The 18,087-nt window shown below is 47.6% G+C and carries 16 protein-coding genes and 1 pseudogene; 12 read left to right on the top strand and 5 right to left on the bottom strand.

What is annotated here, in order from left to right:
* Positions 1 to 19: 19 nt before the first annotated feature.
* Positions 20 to 460, bottom strand: a complete 441-nt coding sequence (gene aroQ, locus L5M18_RS02885; protein WP_198571985.1) for a type II 3-dehydroquinate dehydratase — start codon at positions 458 to 460, stop codon at positions 20 to 22.
* A 288-nt stretch (positions 461 to 748) separates the two neighbouring features.
* Positions 749 to 1,180 carry an alternative ribosome rescue aminoacyl-tRNA hydrolase ArfB gene (arfB, locus tag L5M18_RS02890; protein WP_011787977.1) on the bottom strand — a complete coding sequence of 144 codons (432 nt, stop codon included), beginning with the start codon at positions 1,178 to 1,180 and terminating at the stop codon, positions 749 to 751.
* A gap of 136 nt (positions 1,181 to 1,316) precedes the next feature.
* On the opposite strand from arfB, the gene L5M18_RS02895 reads away from it, so the two are divergent.
* The 7 genes from L5M18_RS02895 (at position 1,317) to L5M18_RS02925 (ending at position 9,396) form a co-directional block, all read left to right on the top strand.
* The gene (locus tag L5M18_RS02895; protein ID WP_105250333.1) at positions 1,317 to 1,682 is read left to right on the top strand and encodes an STAS/SEC14 domain-containing protein; all 366 of its coding nucleotides are present in this window, start codon (positions 1,317 to 1,319) and stop codon (positions 1,680 to 1,682) included.
* A gap of 36 nt (positions 1,683 to 1,718) precedes the next feature.
* Positions 1,719 to 1,928, top strand: a complete 210-nt coding sequence (locus L5M18_RS02900) for a DUF3012 domain-containing protein (protein WP_113939200.1) — start codon at positions 1,719 to 1,721, stop codon at positions 1,926 to 1,928.
* Positions 1,929 to 2,109: 181 nt separating this feature from the next.
* Complete coding sequence (locus L5M18_RS02905; RefSeq protein ID WP_131524257.1) at positions 2,110 to 2,553, top strand: hypothetical protein; 444 nt, start codon at positions 2,110 to 2,112, stop codon at positions 2,551 to 2,553.
* Between the two features lie 329 nt (positions 2,554 to 2,882).
* The gene (locus L5M18_RS02910; RefSeq protein ID WP_263195911.1) at positions 2,883 to 4,361 is read left to right on the top strand and encodes a TolC family protein; all 1,479 of its coding nucleotides are present in this window, start codon (positions 2,883 to 2,885) and stop codon (positions 4,359 to 4,361) included.
* Positions 4,362 to 4,371: 10 nt separating this feature from the next.
* Positions 4,372 to 5,637, top strand: coding sequence for an efflux RND transporter periplasmic adaptor subunit (locus tag L5M18_RS02915; RefSeq protein WP_263195912.1), 1,266 nt, complete (start codon positions 4,372 to 4,374; stop codon positions 5,635 to 5,637).
* A 29-nt stretch (positions 5,638 to 5,666) separates the two neighbouring features.
* The gene (locus tag L5M18_RS02920; RefSeq protein WP_263195913.1) at positions 5,667 to 8,912 is read left to right on the top strand and encodes an efflux RND transporter permease subunit; all 3,246 of its coding nucleotides are present in this window, start codon (positions 5,667 to 5,669) and stop codon (positions 8,910 to 8,912) included.
* A 160-nt stretch (positions 8,913 to 9,072) separates the two neighbouring features.
* On the top strand, positions 9,073 to 9,396 hold the full coding sequence (locus L5M18_RS02925) for an antibiotic biosynthesis monooxygenase family protein (RefSeq protein WP_113939195.1): 324 nt from the start codon (positions 9,073 to 9,075) through the stop codon (positions 9,394 to 9,396).
* A 76-nt stretch (positions 9,397 to 9,472) separates the two neighbouring features.
* Here the strand turns inward: L5M18_RS02925 and mscL are convergent, their stop codons facing one another.
* Both mscL and L5M18_RS02935 read right to left on the bottom strand, forming a co-directional pair.
* Positions 9,473 to 9,883 (bottom strand): large-conductance mechanosensitive channel protein MscL, encoded by a 411-nt coding sequence (mscL, locus tag L5M18_RS02930; RefSeq protein WP_105250328.1) that lies wholly within the window; start codon positions 9,881 to 9,883, stop codon positions 9,473 to 9,475.
* 203 nt (positions 9,884 to 10,086) lie between these two features.
* Complete coding sequence (locus L5M18_RS02935; protein WP_168827308.1) at positions 10,087 to 11,031, bottom strand: LysR family transcriptional regulator; 945 nt, start codon at positions 11,029 to 11,031, stop codon at positions 10,087 to 10,089.
* 94 nt (positions 11,032 to 11,125) lie between these two features.
* Here L5M18_RS02935 and L5M18_RS02940 point away from each other — a divergent pair, with 94 nt between their 5' ends.
* From L5M18_RS02940 to L5M18_RS02960, 5 genes and pseudogenes are all read left to right on the top strand, one after another.
* Entirely contained in the window at positions 11,126 to 12,184 is a 1,059-nt protein-coding gene (locus L5M18_RS02940; protein WP_263195914.1) for an HlyD family secretion protein, read from the top strand.
* Position 12,185: 1 nt separating this feature from the next.
* Entirely contained in the window at positions 12,186 to 13,814 is a 1,629-nt protein-coding gene (locus L5M18_RS02945) for a DHA2 family efflux MFS transporter permease subunit (RefSeq protein WP_263195915.1), read from the top strand.
* Between the two features lie 162 nt (positions 13,815 to 13,976).
* Complete coding sequence (locus L5M18_RS02950; protein WP_131524255.1) at positions 13,977 to 14,432, top strand: GNAT family N-acetyltransferase; 456 nt, start codon at positions 13,977 to 13,979, stop codon at positions 14,430 to 14,432.
* Between the two features lie 99 nt (positions 14,433 to 14,531).
* The gene (locus tag L5M18_RS02955; RefSeq protein WP_263145443.1) at positions 14,532 to 14,858 is read left to right on the top strand and encodes a putative quinol monooxygenase; all 327 of its coding nucleotides are present in this window, start codon (positions 14,532 to 14,534) and stop codon (positions 14,856 to 14,858) included.
* 535 nt (positions 14,859 to 15,393) lie between these two features.
* Positions 15,394 to 15,735 (top strand): annotated as a pseudogene (locus L5M18_RS02960) (radical SAM protein); the annotation flags it as partial.
* Positions 15,736 to 15,950: 215 nt separating this feature from the next.
* Here L5M18_RS02960 and L5M18_RS02965 read toward each other — a convergent pair.
* Entirely contained in the window at positions 15,951 to 17,588 is a 1,638-nt protein-coding gene (locus L5M18_RS02965) for a lactate permease LctP family transporter (RefSeq protein WP_113939189.1), read from the bottom strand.
* Between the last annotated feature and the right edge of the window lie 499 nt (positions 17,589 to 18,087).

Raw genomic sequence — 18,087 nt, forward strand, 5'->3', positions numbered from 1 at the left:
AGCACGCTATTGAATGGGATTACTGTGGCTGGTTGAGCCGCTTAATGGCCGCCGCCAGTGCAAACTCATAACCCTGTGAACCAAAACCGCAAATCACGCCTATCGCCTTATCGGAAAAATAGGAATGGTGGCGAAAGGCTTCACGGGCGTGCACATTGGATAAATGCACTTCAAAGAACGGAATTGCCACGCCAAGCAGGGCATCACGCAGGGCGACGCTGGTATGGGTAAAGGCGGCGGGATTGATAATAATCATCTGGGCATCGGTTGCATGAATCGCATTGATTAGCTCAAATTCGGCGTTGGACTGAATATGTTCGAGCTCAACTCCCGCCTGTTGTGCTTGCAGGTTTAACTCCGCCACTATGTCGGCTAAGGTCTGATGACCGTAAACGCTGGGCTCGCGGCGGCCTAAGAGGTTGAGATTGGGGCCATTGACGAGCAAAATTTTGTGACTCATTGCGCTTTCCTTTACGACATGCCTTGGGATTAATGCTGGGATTAAAGTTGGAATAAATTTAATTCAGTTTTCTACATAGGCCACTAACTTAACCTGTTCAAATCGATTTTGCATTATCCGTTAGTCGATTGTGTGCGAGCTGAGCATGTACGAGCCGATTATACCTTTGACATCTTGTGCCATTGTTGGTTGGGTTCAATTGCGGTTATTTCTCTGGTACTGAGTTAGCAATTGCCTAAGTTGGCTGTCAGTTGAGTTAATTGTCATCTAAGTTAACTGTCTCCTAAGTTAATAGTCACTCTTCTGTTGGCGCATGGCCTTAGTGGCACCTTTTTGTTTCTTGGTCTCTAATCGCCGCGTTTGGCTGCCTTTAGTGGCGCGGGTGGGGATGCGTTTTTTCTGCACTTCACCGACACTGGCAACCAAGGCGATAAATTGCTCCAACGCCGTTTGGCGGTTGGCATCTTGGCTGCGACTCGCTTGGCATTTGATAATGATTTTGCCGCTTTTAGTGATGCGGTGATCCGCCTTGTTGAGCAAGCGTTCTTGGTAAAACTCGGGTAATGATGAGCTTTTAATATCGAAAATCAGCTGCGCAGCGGTGGACACTTTATTTAAGTGCTGGCCGCCTGCACCACTCGAACGGATAAATTGCCACTCGATTTCATTTTCCTGAAGTTCCACACGGTTTGAGATTTTTATCATGGCAAACTTAGGCATTTTTCAGCATGGATTGAGAAGCCATCAATAATGACTTATGGCTTTCCAATAGATTTGTTATCATCGGGCGCATTCTTTGCCGCTGCATTGGCTAAAGCCATTGCCTGCAAAAGTGTTCTCGATTCGGAGTGCCTCTATGTTATGCCAAATCCCCGATATTGCTAAGGGTGTTATCAGTCTTTTTGCCAGTGGCCGACTATCCTCCACCGATTATCGGACCCGTTTACAGCCAGCGATTAAGAGTTATCGTAAGGATTGGGGCCAAGTTTGCCTGTATATTGAGGCGGATGTGTTACTCGAAGGCTGGGAATTTGAGTCGCTGACCGGTAGTGGTGAAGTCCAGTTACCGAATTTTGAAGCCTTAGTGTTTGTGGGCGGCCCTGATTGGGTGGGAAATGCGGTGCGCTTACTCGGGCCTTTTATGCAGGGCGAAGTGGCTTGGTTTCCACTCGAACAGAAAGCCAAAGCGATTGCTTGGATCACTAAGCGTTCGAATATTTAATGGTCTAATTTAGGCCATATTTACAAGGAATTAAGTATGTCATTATTGAAATCGCGCTCTTTTTCTTCACTGACAGTTTCTAAGGTCAGTGCGATTGCGTTAGTGTTGGCATTTACCGCTGGACTGAGTGCCTGCGCGCCAGAAGTGGGCAGTGATGCTTGGTGTAAACAGATGAAAAATAAGCCGTCTGGCGATTGGACTGCTAACGAAGCCGCTGATTATGCTAAGCACTGTGTATTTAAATAAGTGCTGTGCATTTAAATAAGCACTGAGTGTTTAAGTCAGCGTTAGCCTTTAGAGATCACAGCTTGAAAGACTTTGCTTGCGAGCTGTGAACTTATGTTTATCATACGGGTCAGATGTTCCGTTATCCTTTATTTGCTATAGGTGATATTTGAATTCTACCGCTAAGCCATTTTTTACTCGAATGGTGACCCTACTGATAGCCATTATCGTGCTGCAATTTGCTGGCGCGAATATGGGTGCGCATCAGTTACATGCGGGCAATGGTGCGGAAGAAGCTGAGAATCATCCCCATCTGCAATTTAGCGCTCAAGTGACCACTTTGGCCCAATGTGTCGATTGCGTTTGTCCAAGCGAGCAAGCCTTAGGCTTTGCGGACTCCACGGGTGTCACCAGTAATCACACGGGAGAAAACCAAAGCAGCGGATTTCATTCCCACTTAGTGAAAACCACTGAAATACAAGATTTTGACCTATGCCTCGACTGCCAATGCCATGGCGGTCATGTGGCGTTGTTATCTCAGGCAGTGAGTCAGCCTGTACAGGCGTTAGAAAGCGTCTATCTGCCTACCGATGTATCCTATTTTCCGCCTGAAAATTTACCTAAATACCGCCCTCCTATCGCTTAATTCTCTAATATTCGGCTTATTTCTCGGCCTAGGACGATTGATTCATCTGATTGGATCTCATTCTATTTTGCCGCGTGATAAGCCCGTTATGTTCATCCCCCAAAAGATACGCTTGAACTGATGCTCGCAGCGTTAACTGTTGGAGCCGTCATTGGCTTTTTAGCCGCGCACTGTATTGCTTGGCGGGATGATTCGATCGGCGCTTATTTGCCATGCCCAGAACGATATGATTGCTTTGCATTGAGCTATTTAAATGAAGCTCACATCTAGCCGTTTCGCTTTGGGCGCAAAAGTCAGCCGATCCACATTCGATATTGTTAGGATTTGCGATGAAAAAAACGATTCTCGCCCGTACGTTAGTTTGTCTGTTTAGATCGGGCTTGTTTAGCTGCGGATTAGTATTGGCCGCCGGATTGGTAGCCTTTGCCCTCGCGGCAGAAAATGACTCTCTTGAAGTCAATGTCCTTGAAGTCAAGGTCCTTGAAACCAAAGCCTCTGAAGCTAATGCCCCTGAAATCAAAGCCGCTGAAGTTGAGGCATTTAAGGCGCAATCACTGGGCTTACCCGCCAAAGAAACCGACACGGCACATGTCAACTTTGGCCTATGGTTGCCTGAGTTACTCACACAGTTCAATCAGTTACCTGAAGTTCAGGCACAGCTTGTAAGGCAGCAACAGGCCAAACTGGCCATTCAGGCGGCAGATCGCGCTGTGTATAACCCAGAACTTGGGCTTAATTATCAAAATGCTGATACAGATGCTTATAGCTTAGGGCTGAGCCAAACCCTCGATTGGGGCGACAAGCGCGGCGTGGCGACGCAGCGTGCCGAGCTTGAAGCGCAAATCCTTTTAGCGGACATAGGGTTAGAGCGTAGCCAAATGTTAGCCGAACGCTTGCTGGCCTTGGCAGAACAGGCGCAAAGCCGTAAGGCGCTGACCTTTGCCGAGCAGCAATTAAGGTTCACCAAGGCGCAGCTCAATATTGCTGAGCAGCGATTGGCGGCGGGGGACTTATCCAACGTCGAGCTGCAATTGATACAACTCGAAGCCGCCTCTAATACTGCCGACTACGCCTTAGCCGAGCAGGTGGCCTTAGTGGCCGATGGCAAAGTAATTGAATTACTTGGGGATAATAATTTCGCTTTTAGTGAATTTATCAAGGAGATCCATTTCTTTGTGACTCAGGCTAAGCAAGCGCCAGCGGCCGAGTTGGGCACTTCTAAATCAGCCTTGCCAGCCCTGGCGAGTGCTTATCAGCAAGTGCTGCTCGCCAGAGTTAATGTCATGCAAGTCAAAGCGGAAGCTTCAGCTGACCCGACTATTAGCCTAGGCGCTGAAAAGGAGGGCACGGACAATAAGCTCGGTGTCGGCGTGTCGATTCCTCTACAAGTTCGCAATAACTACAGTGAGTTACAAGCCGTAGCCGATAAGGGCATCGCTATCGCGGAGCAAGGCTATCTTGCCCGTGAGCGAGTGCTTACCGCTAAGCAGAAACAATTCCTCTATGCGTTACCGCGTTTACTTGAACGTTACCAAGACTGGCGTGAGTTAGTGCAAGTGTCAGGTGCTAAAGCCGCTAAATCCTTAAGCCAACAATGGCAGGCGGGGGATGTGAGTACGAGTGAGTACTTACAGAGCCGTCGTCAGTTAGCCGCCAGTTATTTGGTGGGCTTAAACCTAGAAACGGCTATCTATCAAAGTTGGTTAACTTGGATGGGCGAAAGCGGCCAGCTTATGCCTTTTATCGAAAAGCTCAACTCAGTCCCTTCGATAACATCTAATACCACCGCACGCACAGTAAACCCATGAGGTCACAATAATGAATTCAAATACTCACCACGAAAATATCCTTCAACTGGATGCTGTAACGACGCCTGAAAAGCGTCGGTTTAACCTATCAAAAATCGCGCTCGCATTATTCGTGCTGAGCACGCTGGCATTTCTCGCTCAGCCTGTATTGGCTGGCGGTGATCACGCACCCATCGCTAAGGCAAGCGGCGATTCGGTAACGCAAACGGCGCCGGCGGATGAACACGGCGAACAGGCGCTGAAATTGACCGAAGCGCAGCAAGCCTTGGCGGGGATTAGCTTGTTACCTTTGTCGAGCGATAGCTTGAACCTAGCCAATTTGAATCTCGATATTAGGGCGACGGCGACCTTAGTGGTGGATCGCGATCGAACCGCGACCCTTGCGCCGCAGCTCGATGTGCGTGTGTTGGCGCGCCATGTGGTGCCGGGACAAGAAGTGAAAAAAGGTGAGCCTTTACTTACCTTGGGTGGCTCAGCCGTTGCGCAGGCACAGGCGGACTACATTAATGCCGCTGCCGAATGGAGTCGAGTCAAACGCATGAGTGAAGGTGCGGTTAGCGTCAGTCGGCGGATGCAGGCGCAGGTGGATGCCGAACTTAAACGGGCGATTTTAGAGGCAATTAAGATGACGCCTGCGCAAATTCGTGCACTGGAATCGACGCCAGAAGCCATAGGCAGTTATCAACTCTTAGCGCCAATTGACGGCCGAGTGCAGCAGGATATCGCCATGCTAGGTCAAGTGTTTAGCGCGGGCACGCCCTTAATGCAACTGACCGATGAATCCTATTTATGGGTCGAGGCGCAGTTAACCCCAACTCAAACTACGCATATCCAGGTTGGCAGTTCAGCTTTAGTGCAAGTAGGGGATAAGACGTTGGCAGGTAAGATAATCGGTCGCTCCCATGAACTCGACAGCGTAACGCGCACCGAGCAAGTGCTGGTGAGTATGCCCAATCCTGATCATGTGTTGCATGCGGGGCAATTTGCTGAATTGTACTTTGCTGGCTCTACTACCGATCCAAACGGCAGTGGCATAGTGCTGCCCGATGCGGCGCTGACCCGTGGCGGCGATGGCGACTGGCAGATTTTTATTCAAGATGAGGATGGCTTCGAGTCCATTGAGGTAGAAGTGGTGCAGCGTCAACGTGGCCTGAGTCTAGTGCGTGGACCTGAGCTTGAAAAAGCCCAACAGGCACAGCTCAAGGTTGTGGTGGCTGGCGCGTTCTTCTTGGCATCCGAGCAGGCGAAAGCGGGCTTTGATATTCACGCCCACTAATATGAGCGCCCTCATTTTGGAGATTTTCTATGTTGCAAAAGTTAATCGAAGCCGCGATTAAAAATCGGCTGTTAGTGGTATTGGCTCTGCTCGCCGTGATTGTGGGCTGTGTGGCCATGCTGCCTAAGTTGAATCTCGATGCCTTTCCTGATGTGACTAACGTGCAAGTGACCATCAATACTGCGGCCGAAGGCTTAGCCGCTGAAGAGGTGGAAAAACTCATCAGTTATCCGGTGGAATCGGCCATGTACGCCTTGCCAGCGGTGACTGAGGTGCGCTCGTTATCGCGCACTGGCTTGTCGATTGTGACTGTGGTATTTGCCGAGGGGACGGATATTTACTTCGCCCGTCAGCAAGTGTTTGAACAGTTGCAGGCGGCGCGGGAGATGATCCCAAGCGGCGTCGGAGTGCCTGAAATCGGCCCCAATACTTCGGGATTAGGGCAGATTTATCAGTATATTCTGCGTGCAGAACCTGACTCTGGCATTAATGCCGCCGAATTGCGTAGCTTAAATGATTATCTGGTGAAGTTGATATTGATGCCCGTGGGCGGCGTGACTGAAGTCTTGTCTTTTGGTGGCGATGTGCGCCAATACCAAGTGCAGGTCGACCCGAATAAACTGCGTGCCTATGGCTTGTCTATGGCGCAGGTGACCGAAGCGCTAGAGAGCAATAACCGCAACGCTGGCGGTTGGTTTATGGACCAAGGCCAAGAGCAACTTGTGGTGCGCGGCTATGGCATGTTGCCCGCAGGAGACGCGGGATTAGCGGCGATCGCGCAGATCCCTCTGACCGAAGCCAGCGGTACGCCAGTGCGTATTGGCGATATCGCTCAGGTGGATTTCGGCAGCGAGATCCGTGTCGGGGCTGTGACTATGACGCGCCGCGATGAATCGGGCCAAGTGCAAAATCTCGGTGAAGTGGTGGCTGGTGTCGTGCTCAAACGCATGGGGGCAAACACTAAGGCGACGATTGACGATATTGGTGCGCGGGTGAGCCTTATCGAGCAGGCCTTGCCCGATGGCGTGTCCTTTGAGGTGTTTTACGACCAAGCGGATCTGGTCGATAAGGCTGTGACCACAGTGCGCGATGCGCTGCTAATGGCCTTTGTGTTTATCGTGGTGATCTTGGCGTTGTTCCTCGTCAATATCCGCGCGACCTTGCTGGTGCTGCTGTCGATTCCTGTGTCTATCGGGCTCGCACTTATGGTGATGTCCTATTATGGCTTGTCGGCAAACCTGATGTCGCTCGGCGGCTTAGCAGTTGCGATTGGTATGTTAGTCGATGGCTCTGTGGTGATGGTAGAGAATATTTTCAAACACTTAACCCAACCGGATCGCCGCCATTTACCTGAGGCGAGGGCGCGTGCCGATGGTGAGGACGATCCCTATCACAGTGAGGAGGATGGCGCTAAAGCCAGTGGGGATGTCAGCGAATCGAATATGGTTATTCGGATCATGCTCGCGGCAAAAGAGGTGTGTAGTCCAATCTTCTTCGCCACCGCCATTATTATCGTCGTATTTGCACCGTTATTTGCCCTCGAAGGGGTTGAAGGCAAGCTGTTCCAGCCGATGGCGGTCAGTATTATTTTGGCAATGATGTCGGCCTTGCTGGTGGCGCTGATTGCCGTGCCAGCCCTTGCCGTGTATCTGTTCAAGCGCGGTGTGCTGCTTAAACAAAGTGTGATTTTAGCGCCACTGGATGCTGCTTATCGCAAGTTACTGACGGCAACGCTTGCTAGGCCAAAGGTGGTGATGCTCAGCGCTTTGGTGATGTTCGGCTTGAGTCTATTATTGCTACCAAGGCTGGGTACCGAATTTGTGCCTGAACTGGAGGAAGGCACGATCAACTTGAGGGTGACGCTGGCACCGACGGCGAGTTTAGGCACTTCGCTCCAAGTCGCACCTAAGCTTGAGGCTATTTTGCTAGCATTTCCCGAGGTGGAATATGCCCTGAGCCGCATTGGTGCGCCTGAACTGGGCGGCGATCCCGAGCCTGTGAGTAATATTGAAGTCTATATTGGCTTAAAACCGATAGCAGAGTGGCAGTCGGCAAGCTCGCGCTTGGAACTGCAACGCTTGATGGAGGAAAAGCTCAGTGTGTTCCCCGGACTCTTGTTGACCTTTTCGCAGCCGATTGCGACTCGGGTAGATGAATTACTTTCGGGGGTAAAAGCCCAGCTAGCGATTAAAATCTTCGGCCCTGATTTAGCTGTATTATCACAGAAAGGCCAAGCACTTACCGATCTCGTTGCGAAAATCCCCGGCGCCGTGGATGTGTCGCTTGAGCAAGTGAGCGGTGAGGCACAATTAGTCGTGCGCCCCAAACGCGAGCTATTGGCGCGTTACGGCATCAGTGTCGATCAAGTGATGAGCCTCGTCAGCCAAGGCATTGGCGGCGCGAGTGCAGGGCAAGTGATCGATGGCAATGCCAGATACGACATCAATGTGCGACTCGCGGCCGAGTTTCGCCAAAGCCCTGATGCGATTAAAGACTTATTACTCAGTGGTACAAATGGCGCCACAGTGCGCTTAGGGGAAGTCGCCAGCGTCGAAGTGGAAATGGCGCCGCCGAATATTCGCCGTGACGATGTGCAGCGCCGTGTTGTGGTGCAGGCCAACGTGGCGGGACGCGATATGGGCTCGGTTGTAAAAGATATTTATGCCCTAGTGCCAAAGGCGGATTTGCCAGCGGGATATACAGTGATCATTGGCGGCCAGTATGAAAATCAGCAGCGAGCGCAGCAAAGGTTGATGCTAGTGGTACCGATTTCTATCGCTTTGATTGCCTTGTTGTTGTACTTCTCCTTTGGTTCATTCAAGCAAGTGTTGCTCATCATGGCGAACGTGCCCTTAGCTTTGATTGGCGGCATAGTGGCCCTGTATGTCAGTGGTACTTATTTATCTGTGCCTAGCTCTATTGGCTTTATCACTCTATTTGGGGTAGCGGTGCTCAACGGTGTGGTGCTGGTGGATTCGATTAATCAGCGCAGGCAAAGCGGCGAAGCACTCTATGATTGTGTTTATGAGGGCACAGTGGGGCGTTTGCGCCCGGTATTGATGACGGCACTGACCTCGGCCTTAGGTTTGATCCCGATTTTATTGTCATCGGGTGTTGGCAGTGAGATCCAAAAGCCCTTGGCAGTGGTGATTATCGGTGGCTTGTTTAGCTCGACGGCGCTGACCTTACTCGTCTTGCCGACCTTGTATCGCTGGTTATATCGCGGCGATAAGCGCATTGATGAGCTTGATTCGCTACAGATTAGCCACAGGTAAGCCGTCATCGTGGGCAATAACTTGTTATGTTTCGGGTTATTGCCTTCGTTGTAGACAGGGTTATCACATTGACTAAAACTCTAAAAATCAGTGAGCTAAAGAGTGATAGATGGGCTAGTCTTAGAGTCGACATTAAGGACATTCATTTCTGGAGAACATTATGATCGCGGTAATTTTTGAAGTCATCCCGACAAAGGAAGGGAAGGAAGAGTATCTGCACGTGGCGGCTGAAATGCGCCAATATTTAGAAGGTCGTACGGGGCTGATCTCGATCGAACGTTTTCAGAGCTTAACCGACGATGGCAAAGTACTGAGCCTGTCGTTCTGGGAGGACCAAGCCTCTATTACCCAATGGCGCAATCAGATGGCCCACAGTATTGCCGAGCAAACGGGTATAGTGCCTTGTTTGTTTAACTCTTATCGCATTCGGGTGGCAGAAGTCGTGCAAGATTACAGTGAAACTGTGCATGTTGAAGCTGAGTAATCACTTATCTCGCTGATGTAAAAACAAAACCCATCTCTAGAGATGGGTTTTTTATGCGTGACACTTAAGTTTGAGATTATTTTTCTTGTTGAGCTTTCAATAGATCGCGGATTTCAGACAGCAACTCTTCTTCTTTGGTCGGTGCTGGTGGCGCTTTAGGCGCATCTTCTTCCTTGCGTTTTAGGGTGTTAATGGCTTTTAAACCCATAAAAATGGCGAAGGCGATAATCGTAAAGTCGATAATAGTTTGAATGAATTTGCCATAGGCAATGACCACAGAAGGCGCATCGCCTTGAGCTGCTTGTAGCACTATGCTCAAATCACTAAAATTCACACCACCTAGGATGATACCAATCGGTGGCATGATGACATCGGCCACGAAGGACGAGACGATTTTGCCGAATGCGGCACCTATGATAATACCAACGGCCATGTCGATCACATTGCCACGGGACGCAAAAGCCTTGAACTCTTTAATTAAGCTCATTAGGTTTCCTCCAAAATTGAGATTAAATGTTAAATTTTATTGTGCAAACTGTATCAGGAAAACCTAAGGTCTTTTGCAGCCTGTTACCTTGCCAAGCTTATAGGGGCTTATGGATTAAGGCAATTCTGACATAGAGGATTTATCCTCAAGGCAATGATTTACACTTTACAAAGTAACAATTGTTACTGTTTTGGGTGTTCGATTTATTCATCTAGATCGGCATGGCCGATAAAATCAGGGACTTCTAAGACTTGCGATCCCCAACGTTTAAATAGGGAGCTATAGATGAATTCGATAAAGACGCGGTATTTTCGCGGTAGATACGCCCGCTGTGGATAGCTAAGCACTACCTTAGTTTGCACCATTGGATAGTCATCTAGTAGCGGGATTAAATCGCCTTTTTCTAATGCGACTTGGGCTATGATGGATGGCACTGCTGTGATCCCAAGCCCCGCTATGGCGGCCTCGCGAGCGAGGGTGACATTGTTTACCGTCAGTTGAGTCTTGGGCTCGGCGACAATCCAAGTTTTGCCATCGAATAATTTCCACGCACCTTCAATATGCGCCGACTGCAAGCGAATCGCTTTATGTTTGGCTAAGTCCTGTGGCACTTTGGGTGTTCCATGGGCAGCTAAATAAGCTGGGCTTGCCATAAGCGATTTATGGGCGTTGACTAAGGCATAGCTTTGCAAGCGAGTGTCGCCAGAATCGGCAATTTGAAATAACAGATCTATGCCTTCTTCTATCACATCAACCTTTCGATTGGTGAGTTCAGCCTCTATGGTGATTTCGGGATAAAGCGTTAAAAACTGCGCGAAAATCGGCCCTAAAAACAATTGGCCTAATTCAATTGGGCAGACAATTTTTAGATTGCCTTTAATCAATTGCTGTTGGGCGCTGAGCTGATTTTCGGCGCTCTGCAGATCGCTGAGGATCTTATTGATCCTGTTGTAATAACTCGATCCTGCTTCGGTGAGTTTTAGGGCTCTCGTGGTGCGAAAAAGTAGTTGTGTGCCGGTATCGGCTTCGAGCTCGGCTATCTTGCGACTGACGGTTGCCTTAGTGAGCCCAAGGGCTTTAGCTGCGCCAGTAAAGCTACCTTGCTCGACCACTTGAGCGAAAATTTGTACGCGATTGAGATCCATCATTGTTACACCTGTGAAACAGTGGATTGATTTTTTACTGACTAATAAATTTAGTGAGACAGTAGTACACTAGATAGCACTAATCAAGGAGTCATTCATGTCCAAAAGTAAACTCATTATCGCCGTTCCACTGTTACTCGCTGCAGTTGCGGGAGGCGGTTATTACTGGTGGACACAGGTACGTTTTATCGAAACCACGGATAACGCTTATGTTGAGGCCGATATTTCCCATATCAGCGTGAAAGTGCCCGGTTACGTTGTGTTAAGCGATGTAACCGATAACCAGCATGTGCAAAAGGGTGAGTTATTAGCTCAGCTAGAAGATAACCAATTTAGTGCCAAAGTGAGTCAAGCTGAAGCCTCACAGGCGAGTGCGAAGGCGGACTTGCAAACCTTAGCCGCAAAGGTGGAGTTGCAACGGGCGTTAATCACTCAAGCCAGCGCAGGCGTGGTAGCGGCAAAGGCCGATAAAATACGGGCACAACAACAATTGAGCCGTTCGAAAAAGCTCAAAGTCAGTAATTACAGCTCCCAAGATGATGTCGACCAACTACAGGCCGGATTTGATTCTGCCGCCGCCCGTCTCGATGAAGCTCAAGCCGTGCTAGTGGCAAAGCAACGGGAGTTAGCAGTTTTTAATGCCCAATTAGATCAGGCGGGCTCAGTAGTAGAGCAGGCCGATGCGACCTTAGAACTGGCGAAAATTCAATTAAATGATACCCGCGTGACCGCACCTTTTTCAGGGGTGATTGGTAAACGTGGCGCTATGGTGGGGCAGTATGTGCAACCCGGCCAAGCACTCTACAGTTTGGTTCCGGATGGGGCAGTGTGGATCACGGCGAACTTTAAAGAGACCCAGATCCAACATATGCAACCAGGACAGTCGGTGCAGGTCAGTCTCGATGCGTTTCCCGACAAAACCTTTATAGGTGTTATCGATAGTCTGTCACCGGCGTCCGGAGCCAAATTCAGTCTACTGCCTGCGGAAAACGCCACAGGTAACTTCACTAAAATCGTCCAGCGTATTCCCGTGCGTATTCGCTTAGATTTATCTGACGAAGAAGCACACATGCTACCGGGCTTAAGTGCAGTCGTGAAAGTGGATACGGCATCTGAGTCATCAACATCGGCAATCGCTGCAAATACAGGTCGTTAGTATGAGCGCAACTGGCTCTATCACTGCGTCTGCCGATATGGAGGCGCAGGGCATCAGTGTACCTAGAAAGCCTACTGATTATGAGCGTGGCAGTCGCCGTTCATGGATTGCGGTATTTGGTGGTTTGATCGGCGCCTTTATGGCGATCCTCGATATTCAAATCACCAATGCATCGATGAAGGAGATTCAAGGCAGTCTTGGGGCAACGCTCGAAGAAGGCAGCTGGATTTCAACTGCGTATCTGGTTGCTGAGATGATCGCGATCCCGCTCTCTGGCTGGCTCAGCACGGGATTGTCGGTCAGGCGTTATCTGTTATGGACCACGGCTGCTTTTATCTTTGCTTCTGTGCTTTGTTCAATCGCGTGGAACTTAGAGGCCATGATCGCCTTTCGGGCGCTACAGGGTTTCTTTGGTGGCGCACTAATTCCGCTGGCCTTTAGGCTTATCCTTGAGTTTTTACCCGATAACAAACGTGCCGTCGGCATGGCGTTATTTGGCGTGACGGCGACTTTTGCGCCTTCAATCGGCCCGACCTTAGGCGGTTGGTTGACCGAGCAATTTAGCTGGCATTATCTGTTTTATATCAATGTGCCACCGGGTTTGTTAGTCATGGCGATGTTGGCCTACGGTTTAGAGAAGCAGTCGGTCGTTTGGGATAAACTAAAGAATATCGATTTGGCGGGCATAGTCACTATGGCGCTGGGGATGGGTTGCCTTGAAGTGGTGCTCGAAGAAGGTAACCGCAAGGACTGGTTTGGTTCAGAACTCATTCGTAATCTGGCCATTATTGCCGTCGTGAATCTGGTGTTATTTGTTTGGATCCAGTTAAGGCGTAAAGAGCCGTTAGTGAATTTGCGCCTGCTCGGTAAGCGTGATTTTGTGCTCTCTACCGTGGCGTATTTTTTACTGGGCATGGCATTATTCGGTGCTATTTATTTGATCCCGCTTTATCTATCACAAGTCCATGATTACACACCGTTAGAAATTGGTGGTGTGATTATGTGGATGGGATTTCCGCAGCTATTGGTCTTGCCTTTAGTGCCGAAATTGATGGAGCGCTTCGATAGTCGTTATCTCGCTGCTTTTGGCTTTTTAATGTTCGCCATTAGTTATTACATGAATAGCCAGATGACCGCAGATTATGCCGGACCGCAGATGATCGCTTCGCAAGTAGTACGGGCATTAGGTCAGCCTTTTATTCTGGTGCCAATTGGAATGCTTGCGACCATGCATTTAAAACCCCATGAAAATGCCTCGGCATCGACGGTATTAAACGTGATGCGTAACTTAGGTGGTGCTTTTGGTATCGCGCTGGTGGCGACCCTGACTGACACTTTGTCGCGCGGGCATTTGGCTCAGATTAAGGAATCTTTACCCGCAGTGAGCACGCAAGCACAGGATTATTTAACCCAAAGCGCAAGTATGTTGCAGGCGGGAGGTTCTGATCCCTATACCGCCGCCGCGCAGGCGAAAGCCTTGCTGGGCAAAACCATGAGTCAGCAAGCTTATATTCAGGCCTATAACGATGTGTTTTACATCATGGGCGCTCTGCTACTCATCGCCGTATTCGCTGTGCTGCTGATCCGTAAACCGACAGGGCCTGTGGCCCACGATGCCATGGTTGAGTAATAACGTTTTTCGTTATCCTGTTGTCGCCATAGATTTCCCCAGATCTATTGGTTTGCGCAACAGCTTTGCGCCTTAGTCCTCGCGGATTAAGGCGCTTTTTTATGGTCTTTATGCTGTGGTAGACTCAAAGTTCTTTTTCGATGATTTGCAGAGGGATATCGTTTGCAGTGGCAAAATCTTACATTTAATCAATTAAATGCCAATAGGCTATATGACATATTGAAGCTAAGAGTCGATGTGTTTGTGGTAGAGCAGGCCTGTGCGTATCCAGAGCTTGACGATAAGGATAGGCATCCAGAAACCCAGCATTTGATCGGTTTATCGCCAGACGGGGAACTGCTTGCCTACGCGCGTATTTTGCCGCCGGGATTGAGTTATCCAGAGGCGAGTATCGGCCGTGTGGTGGTATCGCCAGCGGGTCGAGGCAAAGGGCTAGCCATGCCTTTAATGCAGCACGCCATTGAATCTGCACTGACGACTTGGCCCGATGCGGGGATCCAAATCGGTGCTCAAGATTACCTCAAAGCTTTCTATCAAAAACTCGGCTTTGTCGCCTGCTCTGAGATGTATTTAGAAGATGGTATTCCCCATTTAGATATGCGCTACCAATCAGCATAAGCGGCTATCAATATGAGTTATCTACATCAATTATCAACATAAGCGATCAACAAAAGCTAGGCACATAAACATTCAACATTAAGCCAATAAGGAACTGAGATGTCGACTTCAACGGACTATAAAATCAATCAACAGCAAATTGCCTGCGTGGCGAGTTTTCTGGCTAAAGAGGGCAAAACCGAAGCGTTGATCGCGGCGCTCGCGAGCCTTATTCCTGATACGCGCCGCGAAGCGGGTTGTATTCGTTACGAACTCAATGTGAGCCGTGATGAACCACGCCGTGTGACGTTTGTAGAGAAGTTTGTCGATATTGCCGCCTTTGATGAGCACTGCGCTAAAGATGCAATTCAACACTATTTCCACCAAGTTATGCCCGAATTAGTCGAGTCATACCATGTGGAAACCTATCATCAAGTGATTGTTTAAGTTTTTACCGTTATATCGCTTAATAAAGCTATATCGTCAGCAGAAGGTATTAATTTACATTGGTTTTGCAGTTTATAGCATTGTATCAGGAGATTTTATTGGTTAGCTTATTTCTTTACGCTGCAACAACAAATTGTCAAACAATAATTAACTCATGGATGTATACAATGCTAAAAAAATGGACAATGACACTTATCCCCCTTGCGCTTCTCGGTTTAAGCGGTTGTGCATCGACAAGTGATGCTGACTCTAACTCGACCGTGGTTAACACTTCCGAAAAGAAGGTCGCCAAGGAGTGTAACAAAGTCACATCTACTGGTTCCAATATAGGACGTTGCAAGAAATAACATCTCGCACCTTTAGTCTATAAGCATGCCTCTACTTTAGCTGCGCACAAAGCTAGCTTGTTTCGTGTAACTGGATAAGTCACTTCTAAGCGTCTTGTCCGATATCAGCTGAAGCTTATTTACTCCTAAAATGCCTGATGCACCCTATCGGGCGTTTTTTATTTTAAGGTCAAATACGGCGGCGCTACTTAAGCGCCGCGGGAATAAAGTCATCTGTGATGATCCTCGATTGCTTAGGCGGCATCGCGTTATCGCAGCAACATGCAGTTAATTCGGCTACGCTAATGAATGCTGCCCAGCCGGATTATCTTTCTACTTTAGTAGTGATTTTACCCTTAGGCACAGAGCGAATGGACGCGGTATTTGGCGGGCAATTTCAGTTGCCGGATCAAATGGTTTTTTTCCAAGAAATGCATACCTTATTGGATCATTTTGAATTAGAACAGACGATATTTAGATCAGACCATGCCTCTAATTACCTAGTGCTCAAGTGCATATTAGGTAAGGATAAGGCAAAGTTGCTGGCTTAAGTTGCATTTGTCATCAATGTACCGAGTAGTTATCTACGACAAGAATGACAACCTAGACTTTGATTGTATGACTTCACTGGGATTAATAAAGCTGCCTTGCTACTTTGCTTAATTGAACCCATTTTAACTTCATCGCAGAGTGAGTTTTATATCCATTTCGATCTAAAAAGCCGAGTGGTTTATCACTCGGCTTTTAATATATCTTAGATATCGCTTTATTTAGTGAAAAACACTAATGTCCAAGGGACTACGTATGCTTGGAGTACTGTGATCACGCCAATGAAAGTACAGAAAAATAGACTGTGCTTTAGCGTAAAGCGGAAAAGATCTGACTCTTTACCAGCCAATCCCGTTGCAGCGCAAGCAACGGCAATAGATTGTGGCGAAATCATTTTGCCCGTTACTCCTCCCGTAGTGTTTGCGGCGACTAATAACTCCGGTGTTACACCTATTTGGTTTGCTGTATTGGCTTGCAGCGCGCCAAATAGGGCATTTGATGAGGTGTCTGAACCTGTTAAAAACACACCTAACCAACCTAAGAATGGTGAGAAGAAGGGGAATGCTACGCCAGTACCTGCGAGCACGAGTGCTAAGGTTGAAGATAGACCTGAATAGTTAGCGACAAAGGCAAATGCTAATACTAATCCAATCGACAATATCGGGAATTTTAATTCAATTAAAGTGTCTTTAAAGGATGTCAGTGCATTACTTACTGACATTTTAAGGACCACAATTGAGATCATTGCTGCGATTAAAATGGCTGTTCCAACAGCGCCTAATAAATTAAGTTTATATATTGCTGCATAAGGGGTTTCCTTAGCGACAATAGGTGCACTTTTGATAACGAGATTATGTAAGTAAGGTACTTCAATACTGATAGTGGCAAAACTTAATGCCAGTTGTACATCTTTAAGACTCCACAGGGTTACAATCGCCGTTAGAATAATAAAGGGAGACCATGCTTTAAATATCTGGCTATTAGAAAAAGTAGATTTAGGGGTAGTAACTCTTTGTTTCATTCCTGAGAAAGTGAATATTTCTTTTGGTTGCCAGACTTTTAAAAATAACGTTAAACAAATTAGACTGACTAACGCCGAAGTAATATCGGGTAATTCGGGGCCGATAAAGTTTGAGGTCAAAAATTGGGTTATCGCAAATGAAACGCCTGCTACTAATGTTGCGGGCCAAGTTTGACGTATTCCCCTGATGCCATCCATCATGGCGATGAGCCAGAAGGGGACAATAATCGATAATATTGGCAACTGACGGCCAGCGAGTTGTCCAATATGGAATGGATCTAGTGATGAAACCTGACCCGCTACGATAATTGGGATACCCATAGCTCCAAAGGCGACGGGTGCCGTATTTGCGATTAAGCAAAGTCCTGCTGCATACAATGGATTGAATCCAAGCCCGACAAGTAACGCAGCTGTAATAGCAACAGGTGCACCAAAACCCGCAGCACCTTCGAGGAAGGCTCCAAATGAAAAGCCAACCAATAGCATTTGTAATCGTTGATCTTCCGTGACTGAGATGACTGACGAGCGAATAACCTCAAATTGACCTGTTTTAACGGTGATTTTATATAAAAATACTGCGGTAATAATAATCCAAGCAATTGGCCATAGCCCATAACTAAAACCATATATAGCAGAAGCAAGCGCGATACTAATAGGCATTTTGTAGGCGAGTATCGCGACTGCTAAGGCAATTAATAAGGTTAATGCCCCAGCGATATAGCCTTTAAGTTTTAACACAGTTAAGGCTAGGAAGAAAAACACAATAGGCAGTAAAGCAACCATTGCGGTTAGCCACAAGCTACCGAGTGGCGTGTATGTTTGGGTCCAGGTCATAGGGAGGTTTCCGCATTGTTATAATATGTTGATAAATCGTGTCGCAGCCGCAACATAGCAGATACTAGTGTTTAGTGATGTAGGATCAATCTTAAATGTTGTAATAAGTGATATGCGTCACGAGATGTGTGGATAAATGATGACGGGGAAATACCTAAATAATAATCAAGTAAAATATTGATTGTTTTAGCTATATTCACCAAACATCTAATTTAGGTTGTATTAATATTTGTTGTGTTATCAAGATTATTTTTTGTGAGTTGTGAAATTAACTAAAGTATTGTGATTTTATGAAAAACTAGGCTGTACTTTTTTAGTTTTTGGTAGTGTTTATAACAGATGGTTTATAAATATTTGTTTATATTTATATATAGAAATTAATAGCAATCAATGCAATGCAACTAATAATGCAGTTATCTTATTGTGGCCTGAATTGAGCTATAGATGTTGCCATACTCTTGTCTATGAGTTTGCTTGGCTGGAAATTTACCTTGCTATA

The organism is Shewanella sp. SM20, from assembly GCF_025654545.1.
Classification (GTDB): domain Bacteria; phylum Pseudomonadota; class Gammaproteobacteria; order Enterobacterales; family Shewanellaceae; genus Shewanella; species Shewanella oncorhynchi.

Coding starts and splice junctions, on each gene's coding strand:
- aroQ (WP_198571985.1), bottom strand. CDS start 460: ATGAGTCACAAAATTTTGCTCGTCAATGGCCCCAATCTCAACCTCTTA.
- arfB (WP_011787977.1), bottom strand. CDS start 1,180: ATGCCTAAGTTTGCCATGATAAAAATCTCAAACCGTGTGGAACTTCAG.
- L5M18_RS02895 (WP_105250333.1), top strand. CDS start 1,317: ATGTTATGCCAAATCCCCGATATTGCTAAGGGTGTTATCAGTCTTTTT.
- L5M18_RS02900 (WP_113939200.1), top strand. CDS start 1,719: ATGTCATTATTGAAATCGCGCTCTTTTTCTTCACTGACAGTTTCTAAG.
- L5M18_RS02905 (WP_131524257.1), top strand. CDS start 2,110: ATGGTGACCCTACTGATAGCCATTATCGTGCTGCAATTTGCTGGCGCG.
- L5M18_RS02910 (WP_263195911.1), top strand. CDS start 2,883: ATGAAAAAAACGATTCTCGCCCGTACGTTAGTTTGTCTGTTTAGATCG.
- L5M18_RS02915 (WP_263195912.1), top strand. CDS start 4,372: ATGAATTCAAATACTCACCACGAAAATATCCTTCAACTGGATGCTGTA.
- L5M18_RS02920 (WP_263195913.1), top strand. CDS start 5,667: ATGTTGCAAAAGTTAATCGAAGCCGCGATTAAAAATCGGCTGTTAGTG.
- L5M18_RS02925 (WP_113939195.1), top strand. CDS start 9,073: ATGATCGCGGTAATTTTTGAAGTCATCCCGACAAAGGAAGGGAAGGAA.
- mscL (WP_105250328.1), bottom strand. CDS start 9,883: ATGAGCTTAATTAAAGAGTTCAAGGCTTTTGCGTCCCGTGGCAATGTG.
- L5M18_RS02935 (WP_168827308.1), bottom strand. CDS start 11,031: ATGATGGATCTCAATCGCGTACAAATTTTCGCTCAAGTGGTCGAGCAA.
- L5M18_RS02940 (WP_263195914.1), top strand. CDS start 11,126: ATGTCCAAAAGTAAACTCATTATCGCCGTTCCACTGTTACTCGCTGCA.
- L5M18_RS02945 (WP_263195915.1), top strand. CDS start 12,186: ATGAGCGCAACTGGCTCTATCACTGCGTCTGCCGATATGGAGGCGCAG.
- L5M18_RS02955 (WP_263145443.1), top strand. CDS start 14,532: ATGTCGACTTCAACGGACTATAAAATCAATCAACAGCAAATTGCCTGC.
- L5M18_RS02965 (WP_113939189.1), bottom strand. CDS start 17,588: ATGACCTGGACCCAAACATACACGCCACTCGGTAGCTTGTGGCTAACC.